At 70.2% G+C, this 15,208-nt stretch carries 21 protein-coding genes and 1 tRNA gene; 12 read left to right on the plus strand and 10 right to left on the minus strand.

Features of this window, described 5'->3' with window-relative positions:
* Positions 1 to 142: 142 nt before the first annotated feature.
* On the minus strand, positions 143 to 1,090 hold the full coding sequence (locus ACFPCY_RS16365) for a bile acid:sodium symporter family protein (RefSeq protein WP_378255951.1): 948 nt from the start codon (positions 1,088 to 1,090) through the stop codon (positions 143 to 145).
* 184 nt (positions 1,091 to 1,274) lie between these two features.
* Between ACFPCY_RS16365 and ACFPCY_RS16370 the strand changes: the two genes are divergently transcribed.
* The 3 genes from ACFPCY_RS16370 to ACFPCY_RS16380 are packed head-to-tail and all read left to right on the plus strand — an operon-like array spanning position 1,275 to position 4,270.
* Positions 1,275 to 1,874, plus strand: a complete 600-nt coding sequence (locus ACFPCY_RS16370) for an RNA polymerase sigma factor (protein ID WP_378255953.1) — start codon at positions 1,275 to 1,277, stop codon at positions 1,872 to 1,874.
* The gene (locus tag ACFPCY_RS16375; protein WP_378255955.1) at positions 1,871 to 2,965 is read left to right on the plus strand and encodes a hypothetical protein; all 1,095 of its coding nucleotides are present in this window, start codon (positions 1,871 to 1,873) and stop codon (positions 2,963 to 2,965) included. The genes ACFPCY_RS16370 and ACFPCY_RS16375 overlap by 4 nt, the downstream gene beginning before the upstream one ends.
* Before the next feature lie 21 nt (positions 2,966 to 2,986).
* A complete protein-coding gene (locus tag ACFPCY_RS16380; RefSeq protein WP_378255957.1) occupies positions 2,987 to 4,270 on the plus strand; it encodes a hypothetical protein in 1,284 nt (427 codons plus the stop codon).
* A gap of 40 nt (positions 4,271 to 4,310) precedes the next feature.
* On the opposite strand, the gene ACFPCY_RS16385 is transcribed toward ACFPCY_RS16380, so the two are convergent.
* Positions 4,311 to 5,228, minus strand: a complete 918-nt coding sequence (locus tag ACFPCY_RS16385) for an ABC transporter ATP-binding protein (protein WP_378255959.1) — start codon at positions 5,226 to 5,228, stop codon at positions 4,311 to 4,313.
* On the minus strand, positions 5,221 to 6,174 hold the full coding sequence (locus tag ACFPCY_RS16390) for an ABC transporter permease (RefSeq protein ID WP_378255960.1): 954 nt from the start codon (positions 6,172 to 6,174) through the stop codon (positions 5,221 to 5,223). Before ACFPCY_RS16390 ends, ACFPCY_RS16385 begins: the two co-directional genes overlap by 8 nt.
* A gap of 134 nt (positions 6,175 to 6,308) precedes the next feature.
* On the opposite strand from ACFPCY_RS16390, the gene ACFPCY_RS16395 reads away from it, so the two are divergent.
* From ACFPCY_RS16395 to ACFPCY_RS16430, 8 genes are all read left to right on the plus strand, one after another.
* The gene (locus tag ACFPCY_RS16395; protein WP_378255962.1) at positions 6,309 to 6,908 is read left to right on the plus strand and encodes a TetR/AcrR family transcriptional regulator; all 600 of its coding nucleotides are present in this window, start codon (positions 6,309 to 6,311) and stop codon (positions 6,906 to 6,908) included.
* Positions 6,909 to 7,005: 97 nt separating this feature from the next.
* Positions 7,006 to 7,755, plus strand: a complete 750-nt coding sequence (locus ACFPCY_RS16400) for an alpha/beta hydrolase fold domain-containing protein (RefSeq protein WP_378255964.1) — start codon at positions 7,006 to 7,008, stop codon at positions 7,753 to 7,755.
* Positions 7,752 to 8,261, plus strand: a complete 510-nt coding sequence (locus tag ACFPCY_RS16405) for a hypothetical protein (RefSeq protein WP_378255966.1) — start codon at positions 7,752 to 7,754, stop codon at positions 8,259 to 8,261. Before ACFPCY_RS16400 ends, ACFPCY_RS16405 begins: the two co-directional genes overlap by 4 nt.
* A 186-nt stretch (positions 8,262 to 8,447) precedes the next feature.
* Entirely contained in the window at positions 8,448 to 8,612 is a 165-nt protein-coding gene (locus ACFPCY_RS16410) for a hypothetical protein (protein WP_378255968.1), read from the plus strand.
* Between the two features lie 9 nt (positions 8,613 to 8,621).
* Positions 8,622 to 9,614: a hypothetical protein gene (locus ACFPCY_RS16415; protein WP_378255970.1), complete on the plus strand. Its 993-nt coding sequence runs from the start codon at positions 8,622 to 8,624 to the stop codon at positions 9,612 to 9,614.
* Positions 9,615 to 9,706: 92 nt separating this feature from the next.
* The gene (locus ACFPCY_RS16420) at positions 9,707 to 9,937 is read left to right on the plus strand and encodes a hypothetical protein (RefSeq protein WP_378255972.1); all 231 of its coding nucleotides are present in this window, start codon (positions 9,707 to 9,709) and stop codon (positions 9,935 to 9,937) included.
* Between the two features lie 58 nt (positions 9,938 to 9,995).
* Positions 9,996 to 10,622: a YaaA family protein gene (locus tag ACFPCY_RS16425; protein WP_378255974.1), complete on the plus strand. Its 627-nt coding sequence runs from the start codon at positions 9,996 to 9,998 to the stop codon at positions 10,620 to 10,622.
* Positions 10,623 to 10,627: 5 nt separating this feature from the next.
* Positions 10,628 to 11,320 carry a GIY-YIG domain-containing protein gene (locus tag ACFPCY_RS16430; protein ID WP_378255976.1) on the plus strand — a complete coding sequence of 231 codons (693 nt, stop codon included), beginning with the start codon at positions 10,628 to 10,630 and terminating at the stop codon, positions 11,318 to 11,320.
* A 49-nt stretch (positions 11,321 to 11,369) separates the two neighbouring features.
* Here the strand turns inward: ACFPCY_RS16430 and ACFPCY_RS16435 are convergent, their stop codons facing one another.
* The 5 genes from ACFPCY_RS16435 to ACFPCY_RS16455 form a co-directional block, all read right to left on the minus strand.
* Positions 11,370 to 11,996, minus strand: coding sequence for a 2'-5' RNA ligase family protein (locus ACFPCY_RS16435; protein WP_378255978.1), 627 nt, complete (start codon positions 11,994 to 11,996; stop codon positions 11,370 to 11,372).
* Positions 11,993 to 12,208 (minus strand): hypothetical protein, encoded by a 216-nt coding sequence (locus tag ACFPCY_RS16440; RefSeq protein WP_378255980.1) that lies wholly within the window; start codon positions 12,206 to 12,208, stop codon positions 11,993 to 11,995. The genes ACFPCY_RS16435 and ACFPCY_RS16440 overlap by 4 nt, the downstream gene beginning before the upstream one ends.
* Before the next feature lie 85 nt (positions 12,209 to 12,293).
* Positions 12,294 to 12,542: a hypothetical protein gene (locus ACFPCY_RS16445; RefSeq protein WP_378255982.1), complete on the minus strand. Its 249-nt coding sequence runs from the start codon at positions 12,540 to 12,542 to the stop codon at positions 12,294 to 12,296.
* A 10-nt stretch (positions 12,543 to 12,552) separates the two neighbouring features.
* Positions 12,553 to 13,029 (minus strand): hypothetical protein, encoded by a 477-nt coding sequence (locus ACFPCY_RS16450; RefSeq protein ID WP_378255984.1) that lies wholly within the window; start codon positions 13,027 to 13,029, stop codon positions 12,553 to 12,555.
* A gap of 121 nt (positions 13,030 to 13,150) precedes the next feature.
* A complete protein-coding gene (locus ACFPCY_RS16455; protein WP_378255986.1) occupies positions 13,151 to 13,495 on the minus strand; it encodes a hypothetical protein in 345 nt (114 codons plus the stop codon).
* Positions 13,496 to 13,535: 40 nt separating this feature from the next.
* Here ACFPCY_RS16455 and ACFPCY_RS16460 point away from each other — a divergent pair, with 40 nt between their 5' ends.
* On the plus strand, positions 13,536 to 13,913 hold the full coding sequence (locus tag ACFPCY_RS16460; RefSeq protein WP_378255988.1) for a 5-formyltetrahydrofolate cyclo-ligase: 378 nt from the start codon (positions 13,536 to 13,538) through the stop codon (positions 13,911 to 13,913).
* Between the two features lie 142 nt (positions 13,914 to 14,055).
* Here the strand turns inward: ACFPCY_RS16460 and ACFPCY_RS16465 are convergent.
* A tRNA-Pro gene (locus ACFPCY_RS16465) sits at positions 14,056 to 14,129 on the minus strand.
* Positions 14,130 to 14,209: 80 nt separating this feature from the next.
* Positions 14,210 to 15,127, minus strand: coding sequence for a metallophosphoesterase (locus tag ACFPCY_RS16470; RefSeq protein ID WP_378255990.1), 918 nt, complete (start codon positions 15,125 to 15,127; stop codon positions 14,210 to 14,212).
* Positions 15,128 to 15,208: the final 81 nt, after the last annotated feature.

Below are 15,208 nucleotides of genomic sequence, written 5' to 3' on the forward strand. Positions count from 1 at the left end.
CATGGACACATGGTGACCCGACCGGCACCCTCCGTGCCCGCCGATTCCCGGAATCCGCTTTCCGGGCCCCGCTTTCGGGACCGCCCGGATCCCGCCGGACCGCTGCGGGATACCGCCGGACCGCTGCGGGATCTCGCTCGGGTCAGGTATCGGCGGGGCGGCGCGAGAACCAGGCGGCGGCGAGCGCCCCGGAGACGTTGTGCCACACCGAGAAGATCGCGGCCGGGAGCGCGGCGAGCGGGCTGAAGTGCGCGGTCGCCAGGGACGCGGCGAGCCCGGAGTTCTGCATGCCGACCTCGAAGGTCAGCGCGCGGCTGCCGCGCTCGCCGAGCCGTCCGGCGCGTCCGGCGAGGTAACCGAGCAGCAGCCCGAACCCGTTGTGCAGGACGACCGCGGCGAACACCACGCCCGCCGCCGAGGTGATCGCCTTGGCGCTGCCCCCGACCACGATCGCGACGATCACCCCGATGGCCGCGACCGACAGCCACGGCAGCACCGGCGCCAGCCGGGTGACCAGCCCGTTCGCGACCGCTCGCAGCACGAACCCGGCCACCACGGGGATCAGCACGGTCTTGAGGATGTCGGTCACCATCGACCCGGCGTGCACCGGCAGGTACTCGCCCGCGAGCAGCAGCGTCAGCGGCGGCGTGAGCACGGGCGCGAGCAGCGTGGACACGGTGCCGATCGAGACCGCGAGCGCCACGTCGCCGCGCGCCAGGAACGCCACGACGTTGGACGCCGTCCCGCTCGGCGCGCATCCCACGAGGATCAGCCCGGCCGCGAGCTGCGGCGACAGGCCGAGCGCGTGCGCGATCAGCCAGCCGAGCCCCGGCATGATCACGTAGTGCGCGGCCAGGCCCATGCCGACCGCCCACGGGCGCCGCGCGACGCCCCGGAAGTCCTGCCCGGTCATGGTGAGGCCCATGCAGAACATCACGACGCCCAGCAGGTACGGCACCGCCTCCTTCCCGCCCTTGAGGGTGTCCGGCATGAGCAGGCCGAGGCCCCCGGCGAGCAGCACGAGCAGGGGGAAGGCGGTCACGGCCAGGCGCGCGCCCCGGTTCGGAGCGCCCTCGGCCTGCGGAGTCATTTGTTCCGTATCCACCCTCATGGGTTATTCGCTGGGACGGCTGTGACGCAACACCATCTCAGTGGCTGGACGTCCGCACCGCCTCCCCCGGGGCAGGGCGGAAGGAATTCGGCGTTCCGATGTAATCCGGCGGGGACTTCCCGGACTTCTCGGCGTCAAGGCCCCCGAGGAGAGAGGAGGTGGCGTGGACGAGCAAGAAGCGAGATTCACCCGCCTCTACGAGACCTGCTACCGCAACGTGTACGGGTACGTCGTGCTGCGGGTCGGTCCGCACGCCGCGGAGGACGTCACCGGCGACGTGTTCGCCGTCGCCTGGCGGAAGATCGACGAGATCCCGGACCGGGCGCTGCCCTGGCTGCTCGGCGTGGCGCGGAACCTCGCCCGGCAGTCGCACGACACGGCCGGCCGGGCCCGCCGCCTGGTCGACCGGCTGGCGTCCCTTCCCGTGCCCGCCGACCGGGACGCCGCCGACGGCGTCATCGCCCGCGACCAGGCGCTCGCCGCGCTGGCCGAGCTCTCGCCCAAGGAGGTCGAGGCCGTCACGCTGACCGCCTGGCACGGCCTCGACCCGGCCGAGGCGGCACGCGTCGCCGGCTGCTCCCGCGCGGCCTTCACGGTGCGCCTGCACCGGGGCCGCCGCCGCCTGGCCAAGGCCCTCGACCTCCCACCCGCCGCGTCGGCCGCGTCCGCCGCGTCCGCCGTCCCCAGCTCATCCGGTGGAACCGCCGCGCCCGGAGGCGCCGCACGGACCGTCCGCCCTCGAGTCACCACGGAGAAGCCGTGAAGAACGACCAGGTCACGCAGGTGATCAACGCACTGAAGCCGACGGTGGACGAGCTCGCGGACGCCGCGTTCGAGCGCCGTCCGGACCCGTCCGCGATTCGCGCGCGGGCCGAGGTGTCCGCGCCGTCCGTGGCGCGCACTCGCCGTCCCGTCCGGAAGGCCGGGTTCGCCCTCGGCGCGGTCGCCGCGCTGACGGCTGCGGGCGTGGCCGTCGCCGTGATGCTGCCCGGCGGAGACCACGCGCCCGGGACGACCCCGCACACCGCGGCGCTCGACGCACGAACGGTCCTCCTGGCCAGCGCGGACACCGCGGCGAAGCAGCCCACCACGCACGGGACGTGCTGGTACAGCCGCACCCGCTCCTTCGAGGAGTACCGTCCGCTCACGGCCGCCGAATCGCGCGCGAAGCCCGATTTCAAGCCGCTGCCGTACCGGGCGAGCGTCGCCAGCAGCAGCGACCACTGGATCTGCGCCGACCCGGGCGCGAAGAAGCTGCGGATGCAGAGCCGCCTGCCGCTGGACATCCGGGTCACCTTCCCGAGCAAGAAGGACGAGGCGGCGTACCGGAAGGCGGGCTCCCCGCCCCTGGACGTCAACGGCGGCACCACCGCGACCAAGCCGTTCACCGCGCGGTACGGCGACACCTCGCACGAGGTGAACCCCCTCATCGGATCCCACGAGATCGAGTGGCGGGCCGTCCCGAACCTGCCCGCCACCCGCCAGCAACTGGACTCCTACCTGCGGAAGCTCTGGCAGCAGGACCGCCGGGGCGGCGCGCACGGCTACACGGCGCCGGCCGACTACTGCCGCTACGTCTTCGTCACCGCGTGGGACCTGTTCATGGCCCCGACCTCGGCCGGGACCAGGTCGTCCCTGTACCGGATCATGGCCGGCTGCCCGTCCATCCGCGCCACCGGACGCGTCACCGACGCGCTCGGCCGGCCGGGCGTCGGCCTCAAGGTCGGGGACGTCCGGCTGGTGGTCGATCCGGCCACCGCGCAGCTCCTCGACTTCCAGGAGAACGCGTCCACCCACACGGCCTACGAGAAGCAGGGCTGGGTCGACGCCATCGGCGCGCTCCCGGCCCGCTGACGCCGAGCGAAGGACCATCACATGCGTAGATCAGCGTTCTTGTCCGTGGCCGCGGGCCTCACGATGGCGGCCACCGCGTCGCCCGCCCTCGCCGAGTCGGGGACGGGAGCAGGTACGGGCTGGCGTCAGTTCGACGTGCCCGTCGAAGGCGAGACGAACGTGCTGACCGTCGCCGCGACCGGCCGCCACGACGCGTGGGCGGGCGGGCTCGTGCTCAGGGAAAGGTCGAAGAGCAAGCAGGACCTCGCAGCCAGGCGATCACTCGCGGGCAGGGGAGACGGTTCTCCGGAGTCCTCGGCCATGCCGGGCTGGTCCGGGATGCCGGGACCTTCCAGAGGGACGGCGCCGCGCGCGACCGCCAGGGCCGCGGACGAGTGCGTCGACCGCAGAACGTTCTACACGCTCATGCTCCACTGGAACGGCAAGGCGTGGACGAAGGTCACGATGCCGGAGGTCGGCCGTGTCAACCACATCAGCGCCTTGCGCGCGGACGACGTGTGGGCCTCGGCCGACTGCGCCCTGCTCCACTGGGACGGGCGAACCTGGAAATCCGTCCCGTACGAGCCGATCCCGAACGCCCAGCAGGTCGGGAACTGGTCGATCAAGGCCGTCGGACCGCGGGACGCCTGGCTGCTCGTCTACACCTACGACAACACAACGGGCTTCATGCGCTCGTACGTGCAGCGCTGGGACGGGGAGCGCTGGCGCGACGTCCGGCTGCCCGATCTCGGCGACGAGTTCATGCTCGACAGCATCGACGCTCGCGGCCCGAACGACGCCTGGGCCGTCGGCACGGCCTATTCGCCGGACGACAGCGAGCCGGAGAAGACGCTTCTCCTTCACTGGGACGGCCGGAGCTGGCAGCGCACGCCCGAACCGTCCACCGGCGAATGGACGAACCGGCTGACGCGCGTGCGCATGGTGTCCCGAAACGACGTCTGGGTCTCCGGCTGGGGCAAGCGCAAGCCCGACTGGGACCAGATCCGGCGTCCTCTGCTCCTGCATTGGGACGGCCGGAAATGGTCCGCCGCGAAGGTTCCCGACGGACGGGGCGAACTGATGGACGTCGCCGTCAGCGGGCGCCGCGCCTTCGCCGCCGGTGACGACTTCGCCCCGGCCGAGGCGACGTACTCGACCTACGCGCTGCGGCTGACCGGGCAGGGCTGGGAGCAGACGGCGCCGCCCGTGTCGGGGACCGGAACCATCGAAGGGCTCGCGCCCATCCCCGGCGGCGGGATGTGGAGCGTCGGCACGATCCACGACGCCGACGACCGCATGCGTCCGGTGATCGCCCGCCAGGGCTGACCGATCGGCCGGCGGCCGGCCCTGAGCGGGTGATCACCGGTCAGGGCCGGCCGAAACCGGAGCCGGAGTCCGTCCGGGAGGCCGAGTTCGTCCGGGAGTCGGGGTCCGCCCGGGAGTCGGGGGCCGTCCGGGAGCCAGGGTCCGGGCGGGAGGCGGAGTCCGGCCGCGGGGCGGGGTTCGCGTGGGTGAAGTCCTCGTAGGCGGCGAGGACGTCGTCGGTCGCGCCGTCCATCCGCAGGACCCCGGACTCCAGCCAGAGCGTGCGGTCGCAGGTCTCGCGGATGGTGGCGCTGTTGTGGCTGACCAGGAAGACGGTTCCGGCCTCGGCGCGGAGCTGCTCGATCCGCTCCCTGCTCCGCCGCTGGAACGTGCCGTCGCCGGTGGACAGCGCCTCGTCGATCAGCAGTACGTCGTGCGTCTTCGCGGCGGCGATGGAGAAGCGCAGGCGCGCCGCCATCCCGGACGAGTACGTCCGCATCGGCATGTGGATGAAGTCGCCGCGCGCGTTGATGCCGGAGAAGTCGACGATGCCGGGATAGCGGTCCCGCGTCTCCTGCGGCGTCATGCCCATCGCGAGGCAGCCGAGCGTGACGTTCCGCTCGCCGGACAGGTCGTTCATCATCGCGGCGTTGACGCCGAGCAGCGACGGCTGGCCGTCGGTGTAGACGCGTCCGCGCTCGGGCGGGAGCAGTCCGGCGATCGCGCGGAGCAACGTGGACTTGCCGGAACCGTTCGTCCCGACCATGCCGACCGCTTCGCCCCGGCGCGCGACGAAACTGACGCCCTTCACGGCGTGCACCTCGCGCGTCCCGGGGAGGGATCTGCGGGTGGTCAGGCGTCCGAGGGCCGAGGTCGCGCTGCCGCGTCCCGTCCCCGATCCGTGGACGCGGTAGACGACGTGCACGTCGTCCACGATCACCGTCGGCGGCGTCCGCCGCGCCTTCCCGATCTCAGCCACGACCGTATTCCTCCTCGGCCTTCCAGAAGTAGACGTAGCCGCCGATGCCGATCACGAGCGCCCACGCGAAGGCCAGCGCCCAGACGTGCGGGGGCAGGCTCGCGGACGGCACCGAGCGCATGAGCGAGTAGCGCATCAGGGCGATGTAGACGTGCGCCGGATTCGCCTCCAGTAGCGTCCCGGCCCAGGCCGGCGCGTGCTCGGTGAGCGTGGTCAGGTTGTAGAAGACGCCGGAGAAGTACAGCCACGTGCGCGTCACGAACGGGACGAGCTGCGCGGCGTCGGTGTACTTCGCGCCGACGCGTGCCATCGCCAGCGCGAGACCCATGTTGAACAGCGCCTGCGCGAGCAGGACGGGCGCGATGAGCAGCCAGCGCGGCGTCAGCGGCTCCCCGAAGGCGAGGACGATCGCCGCGAGCACGCCGGTGGAGAACAGCGTCTGCTGGAGCTGGTTGAGCGTCAGCGCGATCGGCAGGCACGCGCGCGGGAAGTGCAGGGCGCGGATCAGGCTCAGGTTGCCCTGGACGGCCCGCGTCCCGGCGAGGACGGTGCCCTGCGTGAAGCTGTAGACGAACACCCCGGTGCACAGGTACGGGACGAAGTTCGTGACGGTGTGCCGGGTGCCCATGAGCACTCCGAAGATCAGGTAGTAGACGCCCGCGTTGAGCAGCGGCGTCATGACCTGCCAGAGCTGGCCCAGCTTCGCGCTCGCGTACATCGAGGTCAGGCGGGCGGTGGCGTAGGCGGTGATGAAGTGCCGCCGCGACCAGACCTGCTTCGTGTACGCGGCCAGGGACGGTCTGGCCCCGCTGACGCCGAGCCCGTACTTGGCGGCCAGCTCGTGCGGCGGGAGATCGTCCTCGTCGTCGGCGGGTGTTCGGGGTGCTGGTGGTGGTGGTGCTGGTGCGGTGCGGATTCGCGGATGGCTGACGGCGTGCTGACTCATGGCGCGCTCGCATTCGGGAGAGGACGCGACCCGCAAGTTGGATAGAACGGTACCGTTTCGTCGCGTCGGCTCAACGGTAGGCGGATGATGGACGGAACGCAACCGTTCCGTCCATTCGGCTAGGCTCGACCGCCATGACCACCCAGCCCCGTCCGCGCCGCGCCCCCAGCGGAGCCGCCGTCCTGCGCGAGGACATCACCGAGGCCATCCGCGCCGCGGTCTTCGAGGAACTCGCCGCCGCGGGCTACGGCCGCCTGTCGGTCGAGGCGGTCGCGCGCCGGGCGGGCGTCGGCAAGACGGCCGTGTACCGGCGCTGGCCGTCCAAGCTGGAGCTGGTCATCGACGCGGTCTCCGCGGTGGCGGCGCTGCGCCTCCCCGTCCCGGACACCGGCTCGCTGCGCGGCGACATCCGCGCGCTGCTCGGCATCCTGTCCCGCGCGCTGCGCCATCCGCTGGCCGCGCAGATCGTCCCGGACCTGCTGGCCGAGGCCGCCCGGAACCCCGAGATCGCTCAGACGCTGGAAAAGGCGCTGCTCAACGCGCAGCGGGACATCACGTCCAAGGTCTTCGGCGCCGCCACCGCGCGTGGCGAACTTCCCGAGGACGTCGATGCCGGCCTCGCGCTCGACCTGCTCCTCGGGCCGCTGTACTGGCGGCTGACCGTCCTGCGCACCGCGCCGACGCGCGCCTACCTGGACGAGCTGGCCGCCACGGTCGTGGAGAAGCTCGCCTGACGTTCGCCCTAACAGAACTCCAGTTTCATTTGCTACCTGGTCCGTGCTACGCTCCCGGCCATTAACGGAACTGGGGTTCTTTTAGGGGGTGAGGGCGTTGGCCGCCTGGTCGCCGATGTGCCTCCCGACGCCGGACGGCGCGATCACCGCCCGCCTCCACCGTCCTCCCGCCACGGACCGGTGGCTGGTGTGGGCGCACGGCGGGAGCTGGCGGTCCGGCTCGTCCGCCGAATGGCACGCACCCGTCTCCGACCTGGCACTCGCCGCCCGCGCGACGGTCGTCAGCGTCGACTACCGGCTCGTCCCCGCCCACCGGCATCCGGACGCGCTGCGTGACGTGCTCGCCGCCGTGATGTGGGCCCGCGTCCAGACGAACCTCCCGGTCGCCGTCGGCGGCGACAGCGCCGGAGCCACCCTCGCCGCCGATGCCGCGCTGGTGCTGCGCGACCGAGGCGTCCGGCTGGCGGCGCAGGTGCTGGCCTATCCGCCCATCGACCCGGCGTGCCGCGCGCCGTCCTACCGCCGCGCCCCCGCGGCCTTCCCGGACCGCGACGCGCTCCGCGCCGCCTGGGCCGCCTACCAGGGCGGACGCCCCCATCCCGGCCTCTACAGCACGCCCGCCGAGGCGGCCGACCTCCGTGGCGCGCCACCCGCCGCGATCGCCGTCGGCGTCGCCGACCCGGTCATCGACGACGCGCGCGACTACGCGGCCCGCCTGCGCCGCGCCGACGTGCCCGTCCACCTGGATGAAGTCCCGGGGCTGGGGCACGGAGCCTTCCTGACGAGCCCGTCCTTCCGGCGGCGGCTGGCCGCCGCTTACGTCCGACTTGAGGAGAATCCGCGATGACCGCTCCGGCTTCCGCTTCCGCGCCCACTCCCACGAGCGCGCTGCTCCGCCACTTCGCCGACCTGCGTGACGGCACCCACGGCGACCACGCCCGCGACCGCGCCGACAAAGAGGAGCTGTTCCGCGCGGCCGTCGAGCTGCTCGACCCGCATGCCCGGCGCGTCCTGGCCGAGTTCGACGCCGACCTGCTCCGCGGCACCGGAGAGATCGCCGCGACCGGCGTGCGCCGCTCGTCCGACGGCGGCCTGCACGCCGCCTGGACGCTCGGCTGGCCCGAACAGCGCGCCGCGAACCTCCAGCCGATCACGCTGCACGCGTTCTACGGAGCCGGATTCCACCACCCGCACCTGCGCGGCGGCACCGTCGGCGACTGGCCGCTCAACGTCTTCACCGCCGACCAGGCCGCCGCCGAAGTCCCCACGCTGCGCGCGATCGCGTCCGCCGACCTGCACAACCTCGTCTTCCAGCGCGACTTCCGCATCATCCCCGCGATCACCCGCGCCTGAGCACCGCCCTCGCGACCACGCGCGCTTGAGCACCGCCCCGCGGCCATGCACGGCTGAGCGCCGACTCACGGCCCGCGCTCGGTACGGGACATTTGTACTGTCGATCTCCAGACAGACGATGCTGCCACCGCCGCCTTCGTCCCCGCGAAGCTGAAGGCACCGCCACAGCGAAGCGAAGGAACCACGATGGTGCAGCTCACCCGGGCAGAACGGCCCGCACCGACTCCGGTCGCCGCCTTCCGGCCCCTCCTGCTGGACGTCGCGGTCCCGCTCGCCGCCATCGCCCTCGCCGCCGTCAACGCGGGCGGCAGCGCCGCGGAACCGATGCAGAAAATGCTCGTAGAACACTGAGGAGAATCAATGCGCGCCAAAGGCATCAACTACGACACCGGCTTCTTCCCGGGTGGACGAAACTCCCGGACGAATTTCAGCCGCGAAGCCGTCCAGCGCGAAATGCGAGTCATCGCCGACGAGCTGAACTGCACCGCCGTCCGGATCTCCGGCGGAGATCCCGACCGCCTCGCGACGGCCGCCGAAGCCGCAGCCGCCGCCGGCCTGGAAATCTGGTACGCGCCCTTCCCCTGCGAACTGACCGCCGACGAAATGCTGACCCTCTTCGCCCGCTGCGCCGAAACCGCCGAGAACCTACGCGCCGCAGGCTCCGAGGTGGTCTTCGTCACCGGCTGCGAAGTGAGCCTCTTCTCCCGAGGCTTCATCCCCGGTGACACCGTCTACGAGCGCATCGCCGCCATCACCTCGGGCGACCCGGAGATCTACGCTCAAATGGCCGACGTTCCTACCCGAACCAACGACTTCCTCGCGGAAGCAGCAGCCACCGTCCGCACCCATTTCAACGGCCGCGTCACCTACGCGTCCGGCCCCTGGGAAGCCATCGACTGGACGCACTTCGACCTCGTCTCCGTAGACGCCTACCGCGACGCGGACAACGCCGAAACCTACCGCGAAGACCTCCGCCGCCATTTCGTCCACGGAAAGCCCGTCGCGGTGACCGAATTCGGCTGCTGCACCTACAAGGGCGCCGCGGACCGAGGCGGAATGGGCTGGGCCATCATCGACCGCGACGCCACCCCGCCGCGCCTCACCGGCGCCTACACCCGCGACGAGCAGGAGCAGGTCCGCTACCTGCAGGACCTCCTAGGGATCTTCGAGTCCGAGGGCATCGACAGCGCCTTCTGGTTCACCTTCGCCGGCTACGAACTACCGCACGACGAGACCGACCCAGCCCACGACCTCGACATGGCGTCCTATGGCGTCGTCAAGATCCTCCCGGACGGCACGCAGCGCCCCAAGGCCGCCTTCACCGCCCTGGCCACCGCCTACCAGCGCCCCTGACAGACCGCCCAATCCGTGCCAACACGCCCCGGCTCACCACCGACACGCAGCCAATCAGCCATCTCTTCGAACACGTGTTCTACGATGACCCCATGCACCTCGACCAATCCGTCACCGCCGAGACCACCGCCACCGGCCGCCCGCTCCGCCTGACCCGCCCGGACGGCACCCACTTCGGCGTCCGCCGCGTCATGGCCGAGTGGCAGCCCCCGGGCGCCCCGCGCCTCCTCCGCCTCCAGGTCACCACCCCCACCGGCGCCCTGGCCATAGCCGAAGTGACCGCCACCCCCGAAACCTGGTACCTCCGCCACCTCTGGACCTGACCGTCCACAGGCGTACACTCACCGATCCGGGAGTGCGATCAGGCTGTCGGAGGACGGCATGAAGACGCTGCAAGGTCTCACCACCAGCGAGACTCTCCTGCTGATCCCCTGCTCGAAGACAAAGAGGACCGGCGGCGACTCGGCCAGAGCCGAAACCGCGCCATGGCCTCCCGAACTCCTCACGGCCCGGCGAAACAATCGCGCACTGGCGAACGTGGACGACCGGCAACTGATGCCCGCCTGGCGTCGCTACAACGGCAAATTCTATGTAGCCGCCGAAGAAGCACTCCGGGAAGCCGTATCTCAGGAAGCGCCACTGCTCATCCTCAGCGGCGGATACGGCCTCCTGCACCCGCAAGAGCCGATCGGTGACTACAACAAGATCATGCGCCTGTCGGACTGGCCGTCCGGCCTGCTCGAAGAGCTACTGATCAGCGAAGCCAGACGCCGCAGCGTATCGTCGGTCGTGGCTTTCGCGGCTACCACTTCCGACTATGCGAAGCTCATACGGCGCACACCCTGGAAGCAAGCAGACATCAGCGCATTCCTAGTGACCATCAAGGACGCCGGAAAGGGCGCCTCAGGTAAGGTGCCACGCCAGCTCGGAAAAGCTTTCACCTGCTTCTGGCAGGGCCAACCCGCCGACAGTTACCCGAAAGACGTAACGGCTGTCCCTCTGGAGTGAGCGTCATGCGAGAAGACCGTCGACTGGACACTGAACGCTTCTACGCCCTCCTCGACGAATTGGCCGCCCGGCTAGGCGGCCCCCGCCGACTCGAAGATTGCACCGAAACAGACGGATGGCCGCGCTACGGCGTGGAGTTCTTCCTGGAAGACGGCCAGGTCAGAGCGGGGGAAGACCGACTCCGAGTCGTGCGCGTGGGCAGCCATGCGTTGAAGGCCGACTCCAAGACGTCCTTCTGGAGCAGGCTCGCGCAACACCGAGGCCCGGTCACCGGCAGCAACGCAGGAGTGGGCAATCACCGCGGCTCGATCTTCCGGCACCACGTCGGCAGCGCCCTACTCCAAACCGGCCAGTGGCCGACGGAAGTCCAGACGTCCTGGACTCAGCCCAAAGTGAGCCCCACCCAACGAACGGCCGAAGCCCCGCTTGAGCGAGCTGTAAGCGACCACATAGGTGCCATGCCCCTGCTCTGGCTCGACGTGCCCGACCGCGAACAACGCAAGTTGATAAGGGCCAACTCGATCGCCCTCCTCTCCCGTTGCACCGGCGGAACCCACCCCATCAGCCCCGGCTGGCTGGGCATGGAGGCCGCAAACGAGAACGTCCGCAGATCCGGCCTGTGGAACAGCGAGCACGTGGACGACCCGTACGACCCCACCTTCCTGGACGCCATGGAAGCCCGCGTAAAAGCGCTCTGAAATATCGATAACCTCGCCGCGGATGCGCGAAGACGATCGTGAACTGGTTTCAGCCTCCGGAGCTACCACCTGTGGGAATCTCCCCCAGAACCCTCCAGTTCCAGGAGCGCTCAGGGCCGACCTGGCTGACCAGCTGTAGCGTGTCGAGCGTCAGGGAGGCACTCGGAAGGCGGCGTCCGAGCGCGCTGATAATGGGCGCGGCCGGCTGGTCGGCCGTGCTGTAGGCGACGGTGACGTGGGGGAACCACGGTGCGACGTCGCCGTGCACATCGACCGCGCGTGTCGCGGCCTGAGCTGCTGATCGGAACCGGGCGAGCGCGTCTCTGGGTTCGACCGCCAGCACGATCGCTTCAGGGTGGTACAGAACTCTTCCGACATCGACCCGCGCGGGATCGGCCCGTTCGAGCAGGTCGCGGGCCACGTCGGCCGTCATTTTCAACTGGGCCTCATCATCCGGCGGACGGCCGACCACAAGCGTGGTGATATGAAGCCATTCCAACGGCGTGAAGTGAAGGCCGTCGGCGAAGGGGACAAGGCGTTCCTGAGCTCGCTCTGCAAGGGCGACGACCGCCGGATGATCACGTAGAAGAATGTGCCAGTACAGCACCTCTTCGCCCGGAAGTTGATCACCGCGCACCCGCCATCGGTCGACCATGCGGCTCGGCAATGGGCTCACAGAAGCTCCTTCGGACCGGTGACCGCGCCGGCGTTGAAGACGCGAATGCGTTCCCGGAGATCGATCGCTTCGACGCTGTGCCGGAAACGGCGGGCGCACAGACGCCGGTCCAACTGAGCGAGGTAACGAGTGATGGTCGAGATACGGTACTCAGGCGCCAGGCCGAGCATCAGTCCGATCTCAGTGGACGCTCCATCCAGAGAGCCCTTCATGACATGGGCCGTGCCGGCGCCGATGCGGACCTGGGCCCACGTCGTCCACGCACGGGCGGGAGGCGAACCCGGAGCCCACGTGGCGTCAGCCATTCGCAGCCGAGCGCCAGGCGTCGATGACGGCATCGGCGTGGGCTTCGGTGATCTCGACGTAGTCCTGGTCGTTGTGGCCGAGCCAGTAGCGGTGGAGGAAGTCGGTGGGTTGCCAGGTCAGGTCGCGGGTGAGGATCTCGTCGGTCGGGACGGGGACGGTGTGGATCCGGCGGACGAGCCCGGCGGGACGTTCAGCCGGGTGGTCGTCGTTGACGAGGGCGTAGTAGGTGGTGTCGGGCATCGCTGGTGTCCTAGCCGGGTGGGCGCAGGTCGGCGGCTCCCGGTGGGATCGGGACCTGGCGGAACGTGTCGTGTTGTTGCTGGTTGAGCCGGTTCGCCTCGTCGGGTGTGGTGCCGGGTAGGCGGGCTTTCTCGTAGAGCTCGTGGGTGACCATCTTGGCGCGGAAGCTCGCAGCGGTGTGGAACTGGACCTCAAAGACCTGTCCGGTGCGCGGGGCGCGCCAGGTGGTGTTGATGCCGCGGTAGCCGTCGCTGCTCCATGTGTTCTTCCAGGTGACGGGCTCATATCCGTCGTCGCGGAGGCATCGCGCGGCTTCTCGGACTCCGGCGGTGTAGCCGTCGTCGCTGAACGACATGGTGTAGCGGACCGAGTCCTTGATGCCACGGAGGGCGTCGTTGACGTTCCAGCCGGGGCGAGTCTGCAGCAGCGTGGCGAGCTTGCGTTTCAGGGAGGCCGAGGTCTTCAGCGAGTACTGCAGCCCTTCCATGTCCGCCGAGGTCGTGTGCGATGTCGGTCATGCGGGGGCTGAGTTCGCGCTCGCTGGTGCGGGCCCGTTCGATGAAGCGGTCGGCCGAGGCGTTTTCCGCAGGCTGAGCCTCAGCCCGTCTTCACCCGCCCATCCGGTGACGGCTGACTGAACGGCGTATCCATCGGGCATGGGCATCGACGAGGCCAAGCATCAGATCCGTCAGCGTGTCTGGGACCGGCTCGAAGAGCAGCGTGCGGTGCGCGAGCCGGGAGTGCATGGCCACATACCCGACTTCGTCGGCTCCGACCAGGCCGCTGAGCGCCTGGCCGGGTTGGCGCTCTGGCAGGACATTCAGGTCATCAAGGCCAACCCCGACCGCGCGCAGTTGCCCGTCCGCGCCCGGGCGCTGCATGACGGCAAGCTCGTCTACATGGCGGTGCCCCGGCTGGCCGACCGCCGCCCCTTCTACGAGCTCGACCCCCACTCGCGTCCCGCTCGAAGCCGCCGGCGGCCAGACCGCGCAGGTGATCGCCCCGAAGGTCACGCCAGCTGCGATGCGACCGATCGGCCTGTTCCTCTGCGGCACGGTCGCCGTCAACCACCAGGGCGTCCGGCTGGGCAAGGGAGCAGGCTACTCCGACATCGAGTTCGCCATGGTTCGGGAAGCCGGGCTCGTCGGGCCGGACACCCTCGTCGCGACGACCGTCCACGACCTCCAGGTGCTCGACGAGCCGTTGCCCGAGGACGATCACGACTTCCGCGTGGACCTGATCATCACTCCGACCCGGACCGTCCGCTGCGGTAGACCGCGTCGTCCCGCCGGATTGCTCTGGGACCGCCTTGCGCCGGAAAAGATCGCTGCGATCCCTTACCTCGCCGAAAGAGCCGCTGACCAGGCATGACTACCGGTGTGCCGCTCGGCTGGTGCCATGCGCACCAGGGCGGTGACGGGCGTTGGGTTTCAGATCGAGGGGCGAAGAGGGGATGAACGATCAAGAGGCCGGTCTCCGTGTGGAGAACCGGCCTCTTGCCTGCTTCAACCTGTCGGGGTGGCGGGATTTGAACCCACGACCTCTTCGTCCCGAACGAAGCGCGCTGCCAAGCTGCGCTACACCCCGGTTGGTGGCTGCCCGGGAGTCGTACGTTCCTCCCGGCGCCTTGACTACTTTAGCGGATGTCGGGGAGTGCTGGGGACGGGTTATCGGGGTGACGTGGGTCCCTCGCGGGGGACGAGGGTGAGGAGGGCGGCTTCCGGGGGGCAGCAGAAGCGCATGGGGGCGGTGGGGGAGGTGCCCAGGCCGGCGGAGACGTGGAGCCAGGCGCCGTTGTAGTCGTGCAGGCCCTTCACGCGGGGGCGGTCGATGCCGCAGTTGGTGGCGAGGGCGCCGTAGAAGGGGACGCAGACCTGGCCGCCGTGGGTGTGGCCGGCGAGCATGAGGTCGTAGCCGTCGGCGACGAAGCGGTCGAGGTTGCGGGGTTCGGGGGAGTGCAGGACGCCGAGGTGGACGTCGGCCTGGGGGTCGACCGGGCCCGCGATCTTGTCGTAGCGGTCGCGGTTGATGTGGGAGTCGTCGATGCCGCCGAACTCGACGTCCAGGCCGCCGATCTTGAGGCGGCCGATGCGGTTGTTGAGGTCGAGCCAGCCGGCGGCGCGCAGGGACGAGGCCAGCTCGCGGTAGGGCAGGTCCGGTTCGCGGCGGCGCTTGGCGTAGTCGGACTTGCTGGTGCGCCAGACGTAGCGGAGCGGGTTCTTGAACGTCGGCGAGTACAGGTCGTTCGAGCCGTAGACGAAGACCCCGGGACGGTCGAGGAGGGGGCCGAGGGCGTCCAGGAAGGGGCCGACGGCGTCGCGGTGGCCGAGGGAGTCGCCGGTGTTGACGACGAGGTCGGGCTCCAGGGCGTCCAGGGAGCGGACCCAGTCGATCAGGCGGTGCCGGCCGGGGGTGAGGTGCGCGTCCGACACGTGCAGGACGCGGACGGACGGGCGGCCCGGGGCGAGGACGGGGACGTCGAACCGGCGCAGGCGGAACCAGTTCCGCTCCACGAGTGAGGCGTAGCCGAACGTCGCGGCGCCCGCGCCCGCCAGGGCCAGGGGCACGCTGTAGAGCTTTCGCACGGTTCTCTTCCCTCCGGATGGTCTCCTCCAATGGTTCCAGAGTCGCGGGCCACGCGGTAATCCTGATGAGGCCACGGGCGC

Source organism: Actinomadura gamaensis, from assembly GCF_042652125.1.
GTDB lineage: Bacteria > Actinomycetota > Actinomycetes > Streptosporangiales > Streptosporangiaceae > Spirillospora > Spirillospora gamaensis.